The sequence below is a fragment of the Methylophilus sp. 3sh_L genome (genome assembly GCF_046766015.1).
Lineage (GTDB): Bacteria > Pseudomonadota > Gammaproteobacteria > Burkholderiales > Methylophilaceae > Methylophilus.
In genome coordinates this window covers 19,326-39,095 of sequence record NZ_JBKOUF010000002.1, presented here as the reverse complement: position 1 = coordinate 39,095, position 19,770 = coordinate 19,326, and the positions used below count along the sequence as shown (strand labels likewise).

At 50.4% G+C, this 19,770-nt stretch carries 7 protein-coding genes; all 7 read right to left on the bottom strand.

Going from position 1 to position 19,770, the window contains the following annotated elements:
• The 7 genes from ACIDF8_RS05860 to ACIDF8_RS05830 all read right to left on the bottom strand — a co-directional run bounded on the left by ACIDF8_RS05860 (position 1) and on the right by ACIDF8_RS05830 (position 19,734).
• A complete protein-coding gene (locus tag ACIDF8_RS05860; RefSeq protein WP_018986307.1) occupies positions 1–411 on the bottom strand; it encodes an ExbD/TolR family protein in 411 nt (136 codons plus the stop codon).
• Positions 412–421: 10 nt separating this feature from the next.
• Positions 422–2,098, bottom strand: coding sequence for a DUF2341 domain-containing protein (locus ACIDF8_RS05855; protein ID WP_412009687.1), 1,677 nt, complete (start codon positions 2,096–2,098; stop codon positions 422–424).
• Between the two features lie 151 nt (positions 2,099–2,249).
• The gene (locus ACIDF8_RS05850) at positions 2,250–2,759 is read right to left on the bottom strand and encodes a PEP-CTERM sorting domain-containing protein (protein WP_412009686.1); all 510 of its coding nucleotides are present in this window, start codon (positions 2,757–2,759) and stop codon (positions 2,250–2,252) included.
• Between the two features lie 69 nt (positions 2,760–2,828).
• Positions 2,829–5,126, bottom strand: coding sequence for a 5'-nucleotidase C-terminal domain-containing protein (locus ACIDF8_RS05845; protein ID WP_412009685.1), 2,298 nt, complete (start codon positions 5,124–5,126; stop codon positions 2,829–2,831).
• Positions 5,127–5,195: 69 nt separating this feature from the next.
• Positions 5,196–5,963 carry a PEP-CTERM sorting domain-containing protein gene (locus ACIDF8_RS05840; protein WP_412009684.1) on the bottom strand — a complete coding sequence of 256 codons (768 nt, stop codon included), beginning with the start codon at positions 5,961–5,963 and terminating at the stop codon, positions 5,196–5,198.
• Between the two features lie 57 nt (positions 5,964–6,020).
• Positions 6,021–9,104 (bottom strand): ExeM/NucH family extracellular endonuclease, encoded by a 3,084-nt coding sequence (locus ACIDF8_RS05835; protein ID WP_412009683.1) that lies wholly within the window; start codon positions 9,102–9,104, stop codon positions 6,021–6,023.
• Positions 9,105–9,393: 289 nt separating this feature from the next.
• Complete coding sequence (locus ACIDF8_RS05830; RefSeq protein ID WP_412009682.1) at positions 9,394–19,734, bottom strand: filamentous haemagglutinin family protein; 10,341 nt, start codon at positions 19,732–19,734, stop codon at positions 9,394–9,396.
• Positions 19,735–19,770 lie beyond the last annotated feature (36 nt).

The window sequence follows — 19,770 nt, the reverse complement described above, 5'->3', positions numbered from 1 at the left end:
TTACTCCACCACTTTCTTGGTCACCAGGCCGACTTCAGTAATGTCCAGCCGCTTGCAGATTTCCAGCACTTCAGAGACCTTTTCATAATGCGCGGCGGCATCGCCTTTGAGCACCACCGGCAACTCGGGATTGCTGCTTTTATATTGCGCCAGGCGTTGCTCGAGCTGCGCCATGTCGACCGGGAACGCATCGAGATAAACACTGCCGTCACTGGTGACCGTAATCGCGCGCATTTGCGGCTTGGCCAAGGCAGCAGAGTTCACGGTGTGTGGCATATCGACCTTGACGCCTTGCACAGAGGCGGTCGTCATGATGATAAAAATCACCAGCAGTACGTACGCCAGATCCAGCATGGGCGTAATGTTGATCTCGTCGTAGAGCTGGTTCTCTTCTTTGACGCCTTCTGACATCGCTTATGCCTTATTCCTTGCCGTAAAGCTCAGCAGTACGGGTAATGAATTCATCGACAAAAATCTGCATGGCGATGGTGATGTTTTTCACACGGCTAGCCAGATAGTTGTAACCAAACAAGGCCGGAATCGCCACGCCCAGACCAGCCACAGTCGCCAGCAATGCGGCCGCAATACCAGGCGCAATCGCGTTCACGTTGACGTCACCCGCAGCAGCAATGGCAGCAAAGGTGATCATCACACCCACCACCGTCCCCAACAGTCCCAGGAAGGGTCCGCCGGAAATTGCAATCGTCAACAACACCATCATGCTGTTCATGCGCTGGGTTTCACGCACCAGGTCAGCATCTACAGCCGCCTTGATCGCATCAATCGAAGCACCACCAAGCGCCACTTTGCCATCCACTTCACGTTTTTTGATTTCACGTAAGCCGGCTTTGTACAAGCCAAACAGGCTGGAATGGGTATAGCTGCCGGTTTTGTCCAGTGCCAGCAAGTCGGCTGCGTTAGATTGTTGAAAACGCTTCAGGAACAAGTCATTGTCTTTGTCCGTCCGGCTGACCAGGCGGGCCTTGCTAAACATCACCCAGGCACTGATGGCAAACATCACTGCCAGAATCGCGATCACCACTTTGGCGTCCACGGTCAGGCTGTTGATCAGAATGCCCATGTAGTTGGTTTCGCCGCCTTCGCCCTCTTCTTCCTCACCGGCAGCCGCTACTTTCACCATGCTGGCATCCGCGCCTTGTGATTGGGCAACCAAGGTCAACCAGGCGGCACTGCGAGCCGTATTGGCCAGCTGCAGCTCATCCACTTCAGCATTCAGGTTTTCGCCCATCGTGAATGTCGCGGCCGCTTGCGCATCGGTCACTGCGACTTGGCCAGCGACTTGGCCATTCAGGTAAATCAAAGCTTGGCCAGCCTGAAACACCAACGCCACATGCTGCCATTGACCGGCCTTTAACTCGCCCGCTTTGGTCGTTGCGCTTCCAGCCTGCAAGGACAAGGCGCTGCCCTCCAGCTGCAGGCTGACATTCCCGCTTTTGAACAGTACCGCGGTTTGCGGCAAGCTGGCAGGCTTGAGCCAGACCGACCAGGTGCTGCCATTCGCCAACACTGGCACAGCTGGCAAAGACAATGCCAATGGGCTGTTATTCAGTACGGCGCTTTCTGCAATCAACCCGGCTTTTTGTACAGTCGCGTTGCCGCTGGCCGTGAGTTGGCTCGGGCCGCTATCCTTGAGCAATGCAGTTTCAGAAAAGGCAAAACGGGCTAACAATGCAGGATCATTTAGCGCCTGCGCATCACTGGCTGCAGTGGCAGACTCATTACCTGCTGCCACGCTGATAAACAATTCTTTATTGGCAGAAGAAACTTGTGGCAACACCACCCAAGCCACGGCCAATTCGTTCACGGCATCATATTTTTCGAGTAAAAATTTAAGTTCAGTTTTGTCATCTGCGGCAATAAAACGCAAATCGGCACCATCAACATTGGCGCTGGTGAAATCAAAATTGCCAGAATGCAGACGCACCAGCACCGGCGCCTGATTGACTGCCTCTTTGATATTGGCGGTGTCTATGCTGATTTTTTGCTGAGTAGCCCAGTCTTTGTTCCATGCGGCCACGCCAGAAACAGAGAATGTGAGCCCTAAAATTGCAACCAATAAACCAAGTGTGTTCTTCATAGTTTTGCTGACAAGTGAATTTGAGCAGCAAGTCTAAAGAGGGAATGTTGCAGTCACATTAAGACAGGACTAGTCGGACTAGTTTTTTCTGACATATAGCCAGAATGCAAAAAAGCCCGGCGAACCGGGCTTGTTTGGTGTCAGAACAGCGTTATGACTGACGGCGGGTAGCGATCCAGCCAATCACGCCCAAACCCAGCAACATCAGGCCAGACTGAGTGGGCTCTGGCACCGCGGCGGCGTAAGTCAGGCTGCCGGTACCGGACAAGCCCAATTTGGTGTCATAAGCAAAGAAAGCATCGGAGGCATCGGCACTGCCCGCGATAAAGCTAAAGCCTATCGCCGGGCTGTTGGAATCCACAGACCACTCAATGCCAGTAAATACGCCATCTTGAAACACAGCCGTCGCACTGGATAATGCAGGCGTGCCCAAGTCAAACAGGCTGCTGCCAAATTTGAAGTTCAAGCTGCTCAGGTTAATTAACTCAGTGCCGCTGGACAGCAGACCAGCGTCATCAAAGCTAAATAAGCCTTGGTAGCTGGTGCCATTGTAATAACCGGAATCCACCAGGCCATTAAACTGCAGGGATTGAATGGCCGCTTGCGCAGGCATCACCACTCCCAGCAAGGCCACCAAGGTGAGTTTTTTGATCATATTCATTGCAATATTCCTCTAGAAAACTTTGAAATCGTAAAAGTATGCATTAGTAAAACTGTGAAAACTTGAGCATTAAAGTGTGAAATCACGCGCAGGGATCACTTGTTTTGCCGTCAGGCCTTTGAGCGTCACCAACGGTTTTGCGGCCGCAGGGCCTGCAGCACCGTCACTGTCTACCCAAAGCTGCACACCGCCGGTCACATCCACCAGGCGCAGATAGCCACCAGTCAATGCAGTATTGGCAGACACGCCCAGTGAAGCCAGCAAAGCGGTCAACTGCACTTTGTCTGCATAAGGGGTAAAGTCAGTGATGGTGTCGCCAGCTTCACGTAGGCTGCTGTAAACAAACACGTCGTTGCCGGCGCCACCTGTCAGCGTATCCACGCCCAGGCCACCATTCATGATGTCGTCACCCGCAGTGCCTACCAGCACATCACGGCCAGCTGTACCCATGCGGGTCACACCAGCAGTCGAGCTGGCAATCGCCAGGTCAATCAAACGACCGCCTTTGTCGTACTGGTTTTCCAAGCCATACAGGTTGGTGGTAATTTCATCGCCATCGGCATTGTTCAAGCGACCCAGGCCACCTTCAGACTTAGGCGTTTGGATGTAATTGGCTAATGCCTCTTGATAGGTGATCGTGAATGGGCTGTTTTCAAACACCACACCATTGGCTGCAAACGGGTAACCATCGCCACCAGCGGCAGTAAAGTCTATGGTGGTGAAGGAGAAGGTGCGGCTATTGTTGACGACCACACCGTTATCAATCAGCACGGTGCCGTCATCCAGCACCACACGTTGAATGCGGCTCCCCGTGCCTTGCGTGGTTCTGGCCGGATTGCGGCTGTCGTAGATCACTTGCATGCCAGAAATCTGGGCATAGCGGCCATTGGCACGACCGGTCGGGCTGGTGTCGCCATAACCGTGTTCCAGCAAGTCTTTCAGCTGGGTCGCGTTCATAGAAGGCGCACGTTTAACCAGGTTGGTAAATGGCAGGATATTAAAGGTGTCACCGACAGAGACATTGCCAGCCGCCGCGATATTGGTACGTATACCGCCACCGTTCTGAATCGCCACATCAGTTTTACCGGCAAAACGCATCGCGTCAGCCACCAAATCGCCCAAGCCGGTTTCAGCATTACGCACACCCGCAACAAACGTACACGGCAACGCAGAACAGGACGTATGTGTGGGGCCGTTTAATTTCACCGCGGTGGTGCCGATGATTTGTGCATTGAGCGCATTGATATAGTTTTGCACAGGCGTCACCACCTTGCTTTGCAACGTCGCATCGCCAGTCACGCGGTCAGCATCCGCGGCAGCACCAGACACACGCATCATCTTGCTCGACTCCACCCCGGTAAACGTGCCTTTGGCATCATCAATGCTAAAGTTTAGCTGGCCCACATAGCGGTTACCAAAATGGCTGGTCATCACTGGTACATTTCGTCCATTGGCATCAACCGCATAGACCGGATCAGAGTTATAGGTTGCTGCCACACCGCCGTTGATCAGCAGGTCATCTGGATCCACCATGAGTTCATGGCCGCCACCAGACAATACCAGGTCTACCCCTGTCAATGCCGGGATCACGATATCGATCTCATTCGCTGCATTTTGCAGATGGCTCATCATGATGACGGTCGTCACCCCTTGCTCGTTACGCAGCCGATTGACTTCAGCCTGAATTAGGGGAATCAAGGCTTGCAGGTTTTGTGCCTCGGTGTGGTTGGCATCGTAGCCAATCACGCTGACTGCACCCGGTGAAGAAATGGTAGGCAACAGAGGAGTAGTCGCCCCGACCAGGCCAATTTTATGCCCGGCTGCGGTGGTGATCACTTTAGAAGGTGCCACTTGACCACTGGCTTTTAAAGCACTGAATTCAGCGGTGGCGTTAAAGTCCAGGTTGCTAGAAAGATAGGTGCTGCCTGTCACTTTAGCAAAACGCGCCGCCATTTGTGGGCCCAGATCAAACTCGTGGTTGCCAAACACCATGGCATCAAAGCCAATCTGGCGCAAGGCAATCGCGTCATAAAAATCCTGGCCGCCATCACTGTAGCTGGTAGACAGGTTGTTCAGGCTGGCCGTGAAACGTGGACCAGGCAAAAAGGCATCGCCCGCATTGAGCTTAAGCACGGTGCGGCCTTGCGCAATCGCTGCCGTTTCGGCATTTTTGATCACGGTCGCCAGGCGGTCCACACCACCATAAAATGAAATTGCCTGGGCACTGGTGTCGCGCAGGTTGCCCTGGGCAGACAGCAACCAGCTCTCCTGATCCCCTACATGCAACAGGGTCACGCCCTCAGCCCACACGCTGCTGGCGCTCATGGCCAAAGCCACACACGCCGCTAATTGTTTCAGTTTAAACATGCTTTTCTCCAAAAAGTGCCATGCGTTTGCATGACACTTTTGATAAATAGTTGATAGACGTTTGAGCGATTAACGGGCTTGACGGCGGCGGACCAGTGCCAACACACCTAAACCGGCCAGCAACATACCTACGCTGTCAGCTTCGGGTACAGGGGTGACGGCTGCCACGGTAAAGGCCGTTGTATCAGGGACCACTGCTGCAGACGCACTATTGTTTACGCTGTCTACGTTCCAGTTGTTGACGTTAGCCACTTGCGCCTTGTAATCCGCAAAATTGCTCAGGCCGCTACGTACACCGTTGTATTCAGCGTAGTCTGGCTCGCTAGAAGCCCCTGCTTTGGCCGTCAATTCAATGGCGTTCACGCCTGCAGTCAAACCAGTGTTGTTCAACGGGCCATTAGCATCAAACGTCCCGTTAGTAATTGCGCTCAAGAATGTGGTTGGTGCAGTCGCAGCAGTCCCCAGATAGGCGTAGACAGTTTCGCCAGAATTGGAGATGCCCCAATTGCTGTTACCGCTGACAGTCACGCGGGACAACACGCCGGTAGACGCTGACAGGCTGGTTTTATCGTAGGCGGAGAAACGCACCACTGTGCCTGCAGCAACGACGTCGCTGGACACCCACTGGTTGTAGCTTTCGCCACTGTTGAAAGCACTGCCGGTCCATTCGTTATCACTGAAGTAAATAGTGGTGTTGGCTGCCAGATCGACAAAGGTCACAAATGACAAACCATCTTCATCGGCATTAAACGCAGTGAACATGATGTCACCGGCATTCAGTGCCGCATTGGCTTGGCTAGACAGCAATAAAGCTGCCATTAAACTGATTTTTTTCATCTTAAATATCCTCTCACTCGGTTTGTTAAAAACAACTTATTGATTTGTTATGGTTGATTACCAGCGCACATCGCGTTGTGCATCCAGTTGATTCATGGCTAATCCTTTCAGTGTGACCAGTGGTCTGGCGGTGGCCGTCCCTCCTGTGCCATCGGCATCGATTTGCAATTGCACGCCGCCTGATACGCTCACCCAGCGGGCGAAGCCATCGGCAAACGGCTGGCTGCCGCTATAACCCAGGCTTTGCAGCAATTCGCTGATCTGCAACTGGTCTTCACCTGGCGTAAAGTCGGTAATGGTGTCAGTAGCATCACGCATGCTCTGGTAAACAAAGGTATCGCGCCCGGCAAGACCAGTGAGGGTGTCTGCACCCAAGCCGCCGGTGAGCACGTCATCGCCTGCGGTGCCGGTCAGCGTATCGCGCTGATTCGTGCCATTGACTGTTTTCACCAATTGCACGCCGACAATCACCGGGTCATGGTCTGATGAGCGGTATGGACTATCGCTATACAGGTCTTGTGGTTTGAATTCGGTGTTGTAATCAATCACCATGGGCTCGTCGGCATTGATGTGCCAGTGGGTGGTACCAGTCACTTGTGCCGCCATGCTGTTGCTGGCCAAGGCGTGGTCGATATAGCCAGACTCGCCATCAAACACGTAGGAGTAATCACTGTCGCCACTAAAGCGGGCAATCTGGTCCTGCAAGCCGCCTGAGGTCAGGGTGAGGATAGGATCTTCTTTGCCATAGCTATTCAGGTCGCCAATCACTACCACATCCTGATCACCTGCTTGCGCTTGTACGGTATTGATAAATTGCAACAGACGATCGGCCTGGGCCACACGGCGCGTGTTGTAACAACCCTGGCCATCGCCCTGATCGGCGTTGCTACCGGAGGCATCCGAACAGCTCTTGGATTTAAAGTGGTTGACCAACACTGTGAATTTTTCGCCATTGGCCGCCTTGAAGGTTTGTGCCAAGGTTGGACGGTTGTTGATGCTGTCGTTATCAGACAAGGCCGCCGCAGCCGGGGTCAGCTTGGCAGGCTTGTAGATCATCGCCACTTTGATCGCGTCAGTCCCTGTGCCAGTGACTGGATCAGCAATCGCCGCATAAGTATTGGCGCCAACCGCGGCATTCAAGCCATCGACCAGATTTTGGACAGCGGTGCTGCCGTTATTCTGGATTTCCATCAGGCCCACCACGTCCGCATTCATTGCACTTAATGCGCGGATGATTTTGTTACGCTGGCGGTTAAACTCGGCCAGGTTGTTGGCACCGCGGCAGTTAGAGGCAGAAACACTGCCGCCCAGGCTGCAGCCCTGGCCAGTTTGGCCGCTCGCTGTGGCGCCATTGGCAAAGGTGGTGAAGTAATTCAGCACGTTAAAGCTGGCAATCTTGAGATTGCCCGGCACGCTGGCAGGCGTTGCCGTACGTGGGTTTTCACGCTGGAACTGCACAGGCTCGGTAGGATTCAACTTGTAATCGCGTGGACCGGTGCTGGAGGCCGTGATCAGGCCATAATCAATCACCCCTGTCAGGTTTTGTACTATATCGCCGGCGCGCAGCGTATTGTCTTCACCGATAAACGGAATCGGGTTAGGATTTTGCGCACTGCTGCCGTCATCCAGCACCAAACGGCGGCGGGCATTCTCATCAGCTAACTGGGCTGCTGCCGCAGAGTTGGCTGGGAAAAGATTGCTAGGCTTGAGCATGCGGCCATCCGCAGACAGCGTGACTTGACCATAACGGCCCAAAAAGTAATTCTGTGAGGCGGTCATTGGGGTGGTGATACGCACCAGCATGCCCTCGTAGGCTTCCAGATCGCCCTCGGTCACTTCAGGCAGGCTGATGTCGGTCGGCAAGATGACATTGTTGCTGCTTAATACTTGCAAACCACTCACATTCACCAGCTCAGTGATGGTATTGAACTCGGTCACATTGGCGGTCAGGCGGATTTTTTGGCCTTTGCTGACGGTGGGTGTCACGCCTGAACCCAGATATACAAAGACACCATCTGACGTTTGTGGATTACCATCGCCAGTCGCATCTTGCAGGTAAAACCCATTCAAGCCTGGGAACACAGCTGTGACCACACCTTCAGTGGTGACGGTTTGCCCATTTAGTGGACTGACGGAGGCGGTGCCCAATGCGCTGCCCTGAATCTGGTAAATACGCGTGATATTGCTGTTTTTGATCGTGATATTGACGGTACAAGTCGCGGTCTGCGCTTCGTTATTGGCAAACTGGATATCGGCCGTATATTGTCCGGCAGGCAGGCTACCATCCAACTGTAAAGAAGCGCTGGCAGACTGGCCATCATTGCTGGCTGCGGCAAAATTAACCAGGCTGACACCATTGGGCGCATTAGAAGCCAGGGTCGCGGCATTCACTACACTGTCAGCATCCGACGCCTGCACCTGACCTGCACCAGCCTCGCCCACTTGCAGCGTAATCGCCGGGCAGGAAGTCACAATCGGTTGATTACCTGTGCTGCCGCCACCACTATTGCCGCCACCGCACACATTCACGGCCGTGCTGCTATTGCGTGGCGCAGGCGTACCAGCGACAAAATCGCTGCTGTTCTGGTTGGTATCCTGACAACCGTCGCCTTTGCGCAACAAGGCCTTGCTGCTGCTAATCGCCGGCGCTGCTGAACCCTCAGCAAAATTGGCCGTGCCATAGCCCACCAGATCGGCAATCTGCGCCAGCTGGCTGCTGCTACATGGGTTAGAGCTACCATTACAAGTCAGGCCAGTACTGCTCTTAACCAGCACCACCTTGCCATTGGTGCCACTCATATCAGTGCCATTATTGCTGGCATCAGGCGTTGGCAAGGCTGAACCGTTAGCTGCGCTACGCAAACCCACTAGGTAATATTGACCAGCTTGCAACAAGCCAGAAAGAGCAGTCACCCCATTGGCAGAAAAATTCCCCGTCCCTGTCGCGCTGGCATACTGCACAGACCAGCCACTGATATCAACCGCAGCGCTACCGTTGTTGAATAACTCAACGTAGTCCTGGTTATAAACACTGCCTTGACCACCATAAATCTGGCTAATCACCACCTCGGCATGTAAAGGAAGACTTAAAGAAGACCAGCCCAGACAAGCCAGCAACCAATGCATTTTTTTTAGTTTCATTCAGAACTCCGTCGTTATCCGCTCACGTAAAATCCTGAATACTTTAGCAACTTAGATTGCTGCCAATATTAATTTTCGCGCCATAACACTAGGTAGCTCGGACTATGAGAACTGCTAAAAATAGGGCTCGATTTGTACTTTTTTAGTCTTGCTTGACTATGGGGCTGCTAGTCCGGTGGTGGTCAAAATAGACCATAGAAAAGACGATGTTTCATGACTGAACCGAGGTGGGAAGCACAAATAAAAACGCCCACCAAAAGGCGGGCATAAAAGTGTGAAACGTCACCGGCTAATCTTCGAGGCGGATGGTTTTAACCGTGACAATTGGTGGCAAGTCACGTGGAACAGTATTCTGGCTACTCATCTGACTAGCCAGGTTTTCTGTCAGCGCATTGCTGGCACCTGCTGATGTGTTGGTTGAGTTCGCCAATGACCCGGCCAAGCTACCTGTATCTGCTGCAGGAACACCAGCCGAACTACCGGACACTGAAATATTGGAGGCATTCAAAATGACGGGGGCCCCAATCAACAAGTTACCCGCCTCAATCCCCGCCTCACCTGCATCAAGTAATCCGCGCGGCGCGAATAATGCGACTGAGCCTTTATCAGGTGCAACAATGCTGCCGCTTGGGCCATCAGGATCATAACTCTGGGCACGAATACCCGAACCTGAAGCGACCCCTTTCACCTCAACAGTAATATCGCCATATGCATTGGGGGTAACCACTCGCTCAGGCACTGATATCGCGGTTTTTGAACCCCGACCAGCATCAATATCGCCATGATTAGACCAGATCAAAATGTCACTACCGTACTGTGTAATCACTTTAGACTGGTTCACCATAAAACTGCCATCAGAATAAGAATTAATGCTACCGCCTTTTTCAGTCACAATACCGATGCGATCACCCACAGAACTATTACCCGCGATACCCGCATTCACCAAACCGCCAGGCGCAAACAAGCTGATATTGCCATTTCTTGAGGTTTTGATCTGACTTTGATACATCAAGATGTCACCGCTGTAGTCTTTGGCCGGGAACAGTGAGGCAATCACATTATCACTTCTTACCGTGCTCTTATTCTTCACGTACTCTTTACCAGCAGCCAACAACTCTACCTGGAACTCACGCAAGGCAAACACCTTTTGCTGGGTTTTATCCAGACTTAAAAAGCCTGCCATTGCTTCTTGCTGCGTATAGGGTTGACCCGTCACCGGATTTTTACTACCAGTGATTTCGTTCATATACGCCTGCACCCGCGTTGCCGTGCCCTGACGATATTCCGCCAATGCCTCTGCATTGCCTTGTAGAGAGGCAGGGCCGGCGCCAGTTGGATTAATATAAGTCCCTACAAAACTATCTATATCTGCGCCAGATTGACCCATGCCAGCCAGCAAGGTGACATTCGCACTTTTATCGGAAAGATTGGGATTCACAGTATTTGCGAGCGAGAGAATGCCGCTGGTATTGCCCAGATCAATATTGCGACCAGCTTCAATCAGTACCTCACCAGGTCCATTAATATCGACACGCGAACCTAGTTCGCCGTTATCCATCACAAAGTCTTTACCCGCATGGATTTCAGACACATCACCAACATTATTGTGCTGAATAGAGGCATGTAAGGTCACGTTATTACCCGCGCTGATGTAAACCGGTTTTGATGATTTGATACCGTAAACATTGTCGACATCACTTGAAGGCGAACCGGTCAGTCTCACATCACCATCACGGGCGATGATTGTAGCTTGCGTTGAATCATTTTGATGCACAGGCACTGCAGAAACACCGGTTTTGATACTGGCCAGAATGCTGGTAATGGTACCATTGCTCGGGCTACCTATGGTCGGGTTAAACACATTCAACACTGTGCTTAAATCGGCATCCGAAATAAGAATGTTCGCTGTAGACTTTGTCCCTGCAATTAATCCAGCTCCAGCAAGGACGTTACCCGCGGCCATCAAATTCAAATTACCGAGCTTACTAGGTGCAAGAATCATTCTATAGGCTGTGATATCGCCATTGAAAGCTGTTGCATTTACTGTACCAGGATGAATAGCTGACATTTCAAGACCGGTTACAGTACCATACGCTTGCGAACTAAACCCTGTACTCGAAATAGATGTCCTGTTACTTTGGCCAACCTCGACATTGCCAGACAAAGAAGTCACGTTTAAAGCAGAGTCTTCAGCATAAGTATTGAAGAAAGTACTATTTGTAATTTGACTCGCCGCTGTTAAAACGCCTTGCATCCAAAGCGTTGGGTTAAAAGCCGTTTGTACTTTGATATTGTTTTTGGCTGTAACTGTTGCACTGGCATCCTGCAGAGCAATCACAACGCCATTGGCACCGGGTACCTGGGCTGCATCTGCTGGTCCTGGAATGCTATCCCCCGCTTGTAAATCAAGCTGCCCACGACCGGCATAGTAGACACCATTCACAAGATTGCCCCCAGCTGACACTGACACATCACCGCCACCGTTTACCAAGCTTGTACGGACTTCATTGCCTTGCGCATCAAGCGTTTTGACAAATTGAGCATTGGTTGCTGAGGAGGCGGAAACGTTAGTGATATTACCTCCAGCCTGAATGCTGACATTGCCGCCACCCAGTGCAGCAATCCCCTGCTGGAACAAGTCTGGACGAACCCACCAGCTGGTATCTGCACCATTACCCCCCTGACGTAACAACCACTGGTTGACGCTTTGTGTCGTGGCTACACCAGTAATGTTTCCGGCAACCTGAATGGCAATATCCCCGCCATTATTGACATAGCTTGCTGCCGTTGGCACATTGGTTCCAGTAGAAGCTGGCGTAAAACCATTAAGATTAGGCACCTGTTTGCCAGCGGTGTAAATCACGGAGCCTGTATTTCCAAGTGACATATTGCCACCCGCAGCAATGGTGATATTGCCCTCACCCGTACGGATGAGTTTGTTATTTTCGAGCTTGATATCACCTGTCCCTGCCTGAGTCTCGGTGATATTTGCAGCGCTATAGTCGGCCCCGGCAATCAAATTAAAATTAAATGTGCTGGTATTTGACTGCAATAACCCCGCAGTCGTAGCGGTACTGAAGCCATCACTTAAAGATCCGGTCAAATTAAGATTACCATTTGAGCGCAAGGTCAATGACCCGCCACGCCCTGCCAACAAACTGCCAAACGAACGCAAGTTTATATCAGCAGGCCCAACCGTCATTGCGGTTGGAGAGCTACCCGCCGTACTGCGAACCTCTATGTGCGGCAATACTTTTGCAGCCACACCATCCTGAGTCACGCTATAAGCACTCGCCCCGTTATTGGCATTGTAAAAACTGTTCGTGTCCGTAATCATGCCAGCCATGGCTGCAGCAGTGAATGTATTCGAGGTGTAGGTACGGCTACCTTCAACCACCACCTCGTTAGCGCCTTTGATCGCCGAAGTAGTATTGAATGCAACATTCACAGTATTGGCCGTGCCATTGTTGCCACGACGGCCACGCAAGGTCACTGAACCACCTGCGCCATCCACTCCGACATTGTTATTTGCGGCTTTGTCGTAGCCACTCACATCAATGAGTGCACCAGAATCTGCAGAAACGGCATTTTGAGTAGCCAGACTGTCAGAGGACAATAACACGGTCCCACCTGAACCCGTTTGCAAATCTCCCGTTGACTGGTTCGCTTGTGTACCACGCGCGGTGATTTGGGCGTTATTCGTCAACGTCACTACTCCATTGGCATAAATCGCTACATCGCCACCTTTATCACCATCTGCATTGATATGACCCGCCACGGTAGCATTGCCATTATCAACACCGAGTGTAAATGTATGTGTCGTCACCGTATCGCTATTCGCGATAATGACATCGCCATTACGTACCCGGATATCCCGGCTTTCGTTAAACTTGCCGGTTTCTAACGCCATGTTCATATCGCTGAAATTATCCAGATTGGAGACATCGAGCTGGAGAGAGGCTGTTTTCTGTCCCTTGGCGGCTTGGCCTTGCAAGGTATTATCAGCCGTGATAAAGCGGCCATTTTTTGCATCTACCTGTAATTTACCGGCATTTCCTTTGGTAGCGCCCCCAGAAACGTCAAGTAAGCTATTACTATCCAGCTGCACATTACCTTGCTGGGCAGTCAGGTGAATATTGCCTGCATCAGTGGTTGCTGAATGTGTTTCATCAAACGCTACGGTTGCAGCGGACACGTCAATGCCGCCACCTGAGACGACTCTCACATCGCCAACTCGCGCAACTGCATTCACATCCCCCGCCTTCATGACCACTTTGCCGCCCAATTGCATATCATTGGCAGCCAAATTAAGCGTTGCGCCTGTACCAGAAGTGTCTGTGGCGGATTGGCCATTTGCCAGTGTCTGCAAGCTGCCAGTATTGGCAAATGTATAGTTACTGCCGGAATCTGCAGTGATCACCGCACTATTCACAGTCGTCTGACCAGCGTTTACATTGAGCGTACCCGCCCCTGAAAAGCGCACGTCTTTGTTTGCATTGAGGGCGACAGTATCAAAGCCATCAATATTGCTTGAAACCTTGCCGGTATCTGCAAATGAAATCTGATTGGCATTAACAGTCAACTGACCCGTTGAAGCGCCAGGCGCTGTAAACACGCTGTTATTGGTATTTTTGAGGTTAAAGCTGTTCGCAAAAATACTCACATCGCCTGCATCATGATGTGCAATGCCTGCAGTATTAAAGGTAATGTTCAGGTTGCTGTTGCCAAAGTTCACCGCGCCAAAAATATCAATGTTTTTATAGCTGTTGAAGGTGATCGCAGACAGGCGGCCAAAATCATCCAAAGTAGCCGAGCTGATACGCGTAGTGCCTGCGACAGCCTTGTCACCAATTGAATATTGATTTGAGCCCAGCGTGACGGTACCCCCCTCTTCCACCTCAGTCGTGCCGGATAAATCAGCACTGCTGGTCGCATCCAGCACCAATGAACGTGCCGAATGTACACTGGCACCTTCTGCTACTGTTAAATTGCCGGCGGTTGGCGTAGCCGATACATCGGTTCTAGAAAAATCAAAATCATTTTTGGCAGATACAGCCAGAACTGAACCATCTCCACTTGTGACCAGTGTCGTTTTACCTGTTGTATCAGCTCTTACACCTGTGCGGATGACTGCCCCTTGATTCACGGTAATCGTATCTTTAGACGCTACGATTAATTCATCTGATTGCACCGCATGATTACTATCGTTAGTGAAACTGACATTAGAGGCTGTGGTGGTGATGGTCTGTTTATTACCAGTCACTGAGCGGCTACCGCCAAGCAGAATAGAATCCGCGCTAATATTGTTGAGCTGATTTGCGGCAATCTGCAACACCCCTGTCAGTTGTGGATCGACACTTGAAACAACACGAATATCATTCGAAGAAATATCGACCAGTGCCCCTTTACCGCCTGCAGCGGCATTGGTATTGATCGCCCCATCAATATTCAGGCTATTGCCAGCTGCCAGCACAAGTTGACCAGCATCTTTTGTCAGCCTCGGAATATCCTTGCCATCCCTCAATGCGTTTTTGGTCAATAAAGTATTGCCGGAGGTCAGCAGATAGTCTGCAACCCCTTTATAGTTTTTGCTGCCATAATCCTTGTAAAAAGTATCGCCATTAATGATATTAAAGCTGGTGTATTGACCTCGGCTGGTGCCATCCAACTTGGTCAAATAGCCTGAAGACAATCCATTACCGTCTGACTGTGTTAACTGCGTGTTGAGTTGCAGATTGGTGCCGTTGGCGCTAATCAAGAAAGCACCAGGTAAAAGTGCATAATGTGCAGGCAGTAGTGTGTATTTTCCTGCCGCCAGACCATTGCCGCCGGACAGATAGATCGCCTGCCCAATGCCGACATCAGAACCGGCGCTCATTAAATAATCATAGGGGGCATATTGATTCCCCAATGATGGCAATACAGCGTAATAGCCTGATTGGGATAAGGTATCCAATGAGCCGCCAATGCCTTGAATCCATTCATACGCCAGCGTATCGCCATTCCCAGAGATATCAATCCGAGAACCCGCTTGCAAATTCATGTTATTGGCATTGAGCGTGACTTTCTTCTTGTCAATAGCTGTCATGAATGTGTCGGTTGCACGAGGCCTATCAGCAAGTTCAGTTCCGCCAAGCGCTGTGACGGCATAAGGAATCAAACTCCCCTCTGCAGAGACTGAGGTCAAGCTGCCAGAGGCCAATGTGAGATTTTGAGCAGCATTGAGGGTGATTTGGCCTAATGGCGCACGCAATACCCCTGCTTGGGTAATGTTGTCAGCATTTAAGGTTAGGGTCCCAACCGCAGATAAAGGCATAGCGCTTGACGTGTTTGACTGGTTAGTGACCTCAATGGTGCTACCTGCGCCTGTTGCTGTTACGACAAAGTCTGTCGCCGTTGAAGGATAAACTTGTCCGGCATCTAATTGAATCAAACCAGGGGCAGAAAGTGACGCAGAACCCCCTAACCTAGAATCAATCGCGCGGGCCCGAATATCAGTTTTACTTTGTAGGCGACTAGAAGCCACTTGATTGATGGCAATATTGCCCTGAATATCGATGAAGTTTGCCTGCGCCTTAAACGTATCACTACCCGCTGTCAGTTGAGTGCTTGGCATAGACACACTGCTATTGGCTAATATCAATGTAGAGGCCGTCAAGTTTGCCGAACCTGAGTATGAGCTGGCATCTAAGGTTAACAGCGATGGCACACTCAATGTGGTATTGTCGAAGTGGATTTCGTCTCCGGCTGTGGTACTGACGTTAGCCACTTTCAAAGCCACATTATCAAACCCACCCTGGCGAATTTGTTCAGCTGAAATTTGGCCAACCCCTTTTGCGGTAGTCAAAGGCAGAGCGGAATTTGAAGTGTCGATAAGGTTGCTATTATTTCCACCAGCGGTGTTATTCGCAGCCATGATTACTTTGCTATTGGTCACATTTAATACACGTTGACCATTTGCAAAATACAATGGCGGGGCACCCCCCTCTGTACCGAGACCGGACGCACCACCAAGGGTGATATTCAGCGTTCCCGCCTCTCCCACTCCTGAAGCAGCACCGACTAAGGTACCATCCAGTGCTATACCGTCACGGCCAGTGAGCGAAATCGTCCCCGCACTCCCCGCAACAGACTGCCTTGAGTATCCCCCAACCACTCTCAAGTCAACGTTACCGCTGGTTCCAGAAACATCAATCCGAGAACCTTCCTTAGCTATCAGTACACCATTACCAGCAGTTAAAGAGATATTCCCCGCCTTGGTAACAAACGCTGAACGCAAATTACCGTCACTGGCTGGAGGCCTCACATATTGTGCTTTAGCAACCAGAGAAGCCGTCTCGCCCAAATACAAACTCAGTGTAGGGTCAAAACTGTAATTGGGCCTTGTGAAATCACCTTCATTTGGAATATTACTAATGGAAAGATTAATATCCGCCCCTGGCGCAGCAATGTCACCCAGAATCGTCATCTGACCGTTGGAAGTCAGCGTCACATTGCCGCGTGGGCCAGTCTTGCTGGTGGGTGCATCGGTCACGATGCTTGAATTGGACTGCATGATCAGATCATCACCAGCCTTCACCTCAAGACTCGTTGGTGAGCGCAAGCGCCCAGCCATGGATGTTGTATTCACCAAGCCACTCAACTCACTACCACTTTGTGCAACTTTGGCAGCGGCGGTCAAGGTCCTTGCATGTTGCTCAGGGGCAATAGTGACTGCACTATTCGCTTGATCACCAATTAAAACATCCCCGTTCCACCGCTGGGCATTACTCACGCTGAATTGAGAAAAGCCCCCTTGTTTAAAGAAGTTTTCAGAAAGCCAGAGTGTGTCATTTTTCTGTGGGTTGGCTCCTCCCAGCTGGATATTCTCTACCAGCCCGGTTGATTGCTGCCCCTGTAAATTGACAGTTAAATGCCCGCCCAACGTCTGCTGTCCATTGATAAACATGCCGTAACTACTGAAAGTTTTATCAGTGATCTGGTTGTCAGCGAGCGTGACGGTAATATCACCGCCGTTCCCAGCGGCCGCCTTACCAAGACTGTTTAACCAGGCACCTGCTGAAGCATCCAGCGTGGCACCTTGGCCCATCCGCAGGCCACTGTATAGCGTAGTCACTTTATCGGCATCAATGATAATGTCATCTGTGAGGATTTCAGCAGTGTCCTTATTAAGGCGTATGCTACCAAGATTTATTTTGCCGCCATTGAGCGCAACCTTACCCTGCATTGCACCACTGATCCCTGGCAAATCATTGGTATACAGGCCAGCAACATTGATATTCACATTGTTAGCCAATTCCACATCGGCAGTTTGACTAGCTGACAGGGTCACTGTACCAGAAGGTAAACGAATATCGTTGTTGACATTGATTCCGCCAGAGCCTTGCACATACAAGCTACCATTCGCCTGCATATTGATGTCGGTATCGATATTGACCTTGCCAGTGGCTTTGATAACTACACGATTGACACCATTCGCTAACATTTCTGAGCTGAGCTCTGAAGTTTGCGTTTGCTCTGTACTCAGCTGGCTGTCTTCGTTAAAGTCATCAGCAAGCTTTTTGGTTGAAGAAACAATATTCAAGCTACCTGAGTTGTTATAAACCAGTTTAAACTGGCCGCCCTGTGGGCTCGCATGATCAACCGTCTCACCGCGTTGATATAACCCTGCAACCGTGCTAGCCTGCACTGCTCCTTGCAAAGCCATATTGGTGGCGGTCAGACTCAAACTACCGGCATTGCCTCCCTCTTGGTAACTGGGCTGCCAATAGCCGCCAGCAGATATATCTGTCGCAATACCTGCTGAAGACCGCCCATTCAAGCCATTGGCGGTCAACGCCCATGTTCTGGTTTGCCCTGAGCGCAAGCTAGAGAGGGAGTAATAATCTTGAATACTTTGATAATTCACATTTGGCAAAGCGTCTGACGCCAATACCCACTTGCCATTAATCAGCAAACTGCTCTCACGGATAGTCCCTTCATCATAAGTGATGCTGCCCGCCGAAAGATCAATTTTAGAGTCGGCTTTGCTAACAAAATTAACCGCTGAAAAATTGACCTGGCCACCGTCTGTAGAACGTTCTGCAATGGTTCTGGTAATACCCGCCTTCGCCTCATCAAGCACACTCTGACTTAATAGCTTGGTGCCTTTGCGTGCATCAAGAAATAACATCTTACTAAACAAGTTACCGCCTCTTAGCACAGGCGAATCCCGTAACTGATCAGAGTAAAGTTGTATTGCCAACTGATTACGGCTCATAGGGGCGGTGGCATTGACCCCTGAAACATCAATCACAGCGTTATCGCCAAGATAAATACTGCTATTGTTATTTTGCACATCTGTTCCAGTTACAAACACATGTCCACTCTTAGCCGCGACAAGCCCATCAATATTGATATCTTTACCCTGTATATTGATCACAGAGCCATCAATTAAAGTGGTCGTTGTTTGCGTACCATTCAGCCTATATAGAGATTGTGGCAGGGGCTGCTTATCAGTAATTTCTTCTTTATCATCAACGTCAATAGTCACCGATGTTTGACTATTTTTGCCTAACGTCACTTTGCCATATACTGGATTGATATTAACAGAATCACTCTTGCTGCCAATTTGCTCAGCTTTTAGAAAAATGGAGCCATTAGCACGTACAGAAGTCGAAGCCGAAATGGTACCTTGCTGGTTGACAGCCAACCCAATCAAGCTCGCATTACCATGATCAGCAACAATCTGGCCCAGGTTAGTCGCAGTACCCCCTGAGCTCACTTCGACCAGCAATCCGGCAAATTTGTCTAGTGTGCTGAGATAAATGGTTTTGCCTGCAGCGAGAATGGTTTGACCCTCAGGCGTTTTAATAATACCGCTATTGGTGACATCCGGGGCGAGCAGCATGACACGACCACCGGATTTCGCGGTAATCTTTGCCTCGTCTTTGACCACATTGCCATCTTTGTCGTACTCTTTACCTGCGACTTCAATCACACCAACTGCGTCAGCAAAAGAAAACACTGGCTCATTTTTATTAGACAAAATACCATTTTTATAAATGGTCTCAATATTATTGCCATCCAGTGTTGTTGCCGTTAATGAGCCGACATTCACCTGCGAGCCTGCCCCAAAATAGATGCCGTTTTGGTTAACAATATAAACATGGCCATTGGAATTCAGTATGCCGTTAATATAGCTGGCAGAATTACCTGTGATGCGGTTAAGCACACTGGATTGTGCATCAGGCATATTGAAATTGACAGTCGCGTTTGAGCCGATATTAAAACTATTCCAGCGAATAATCGCATTACGGATCGCTGTATTAATGTTCATGATGTTATTGGCAGGGGTGTTAATTTGGACCCCACTCGGCAGTGTGTAGTTTGCGTCTTTTACTGGCAATGCGTTGACATCAATCGCCAACACCGGAGCAGATAAAATACTCAAGCAACCGGCCAACAACAATGCCACGGTGCCACTTGAAACTTTCCAAAAAGTTAGTGGAATACCAGTCTCACTGTCGCAAGCATTGCCTTCGGAACAGACTGAAGTCACTGATTTTTGATGTGTACGCGCGATCTCGGCGATTGGCACCAGCATGCCAAGGCGTTTACTAAATACCAATTTAAATCGTAACTTGTTCATACGCTCACCTCAGAAACTTCAATTAACTACTCTGCT

What these genes read in the sequence shown, in the direction of transcription:
- ACIDF8_RS05860 (WP_018986307.1), bottom strand. Translation starts at nt 411, where the DNA reads ATGTCAGAAGGCGTCAAAGAAGAGAACCAGCTCTACGACGAGATCAAC.
- ACIDF8_RS05855 (WP_412009687.1), bottom strand. Translation starts at nt 2,098, where the DNA reads ATGAAGAACACACTTGGTTTATTGGTTGCAATTTTAGGGCTCACATTC.
- ACIDF8_RS05850 (WP_412009686.1), bottom strand. Translation starts at nt 2,759, where the DNA reads ATGAATATGATCAAAAAACTCACCTTGGTGGCCTTGCTGGGAGTGGTG.
- ACIDF8_RS05845 (WP_412009685.1), bottom strand. Translation starts at nt 5,126, where the DNA reads ATGTTTAAACTGAAACAATTAGCGGCGTGTGTGGCTTTGGCCATGAGC.
- ACIDF8_RS05840 (WP_412009684.1), bottom strand. Translation starts at nt 5,963, where the DNA reads ATGAAAAAAATCAGTTTAATGGCAGCTTTATTGCTGTCTAGCCAAGCC.
- ACIDF8_RS05835 (WP_412009683.1), bottom strand. Translation starts at nt 9,104, where the DNA reads ATGAAACTAAAAAAAATGCATTGGTTGCTGGCTTGTCTGGGCTGGTCT.
- ACIDF8_RS05830 (WP_412009682.1), bottom strand. Translation starts at nt 19,734, where the DNA reads ATGAACAAGTTACGATTTAAATTGGTATTTAGTAAACGCCTTGGCATG.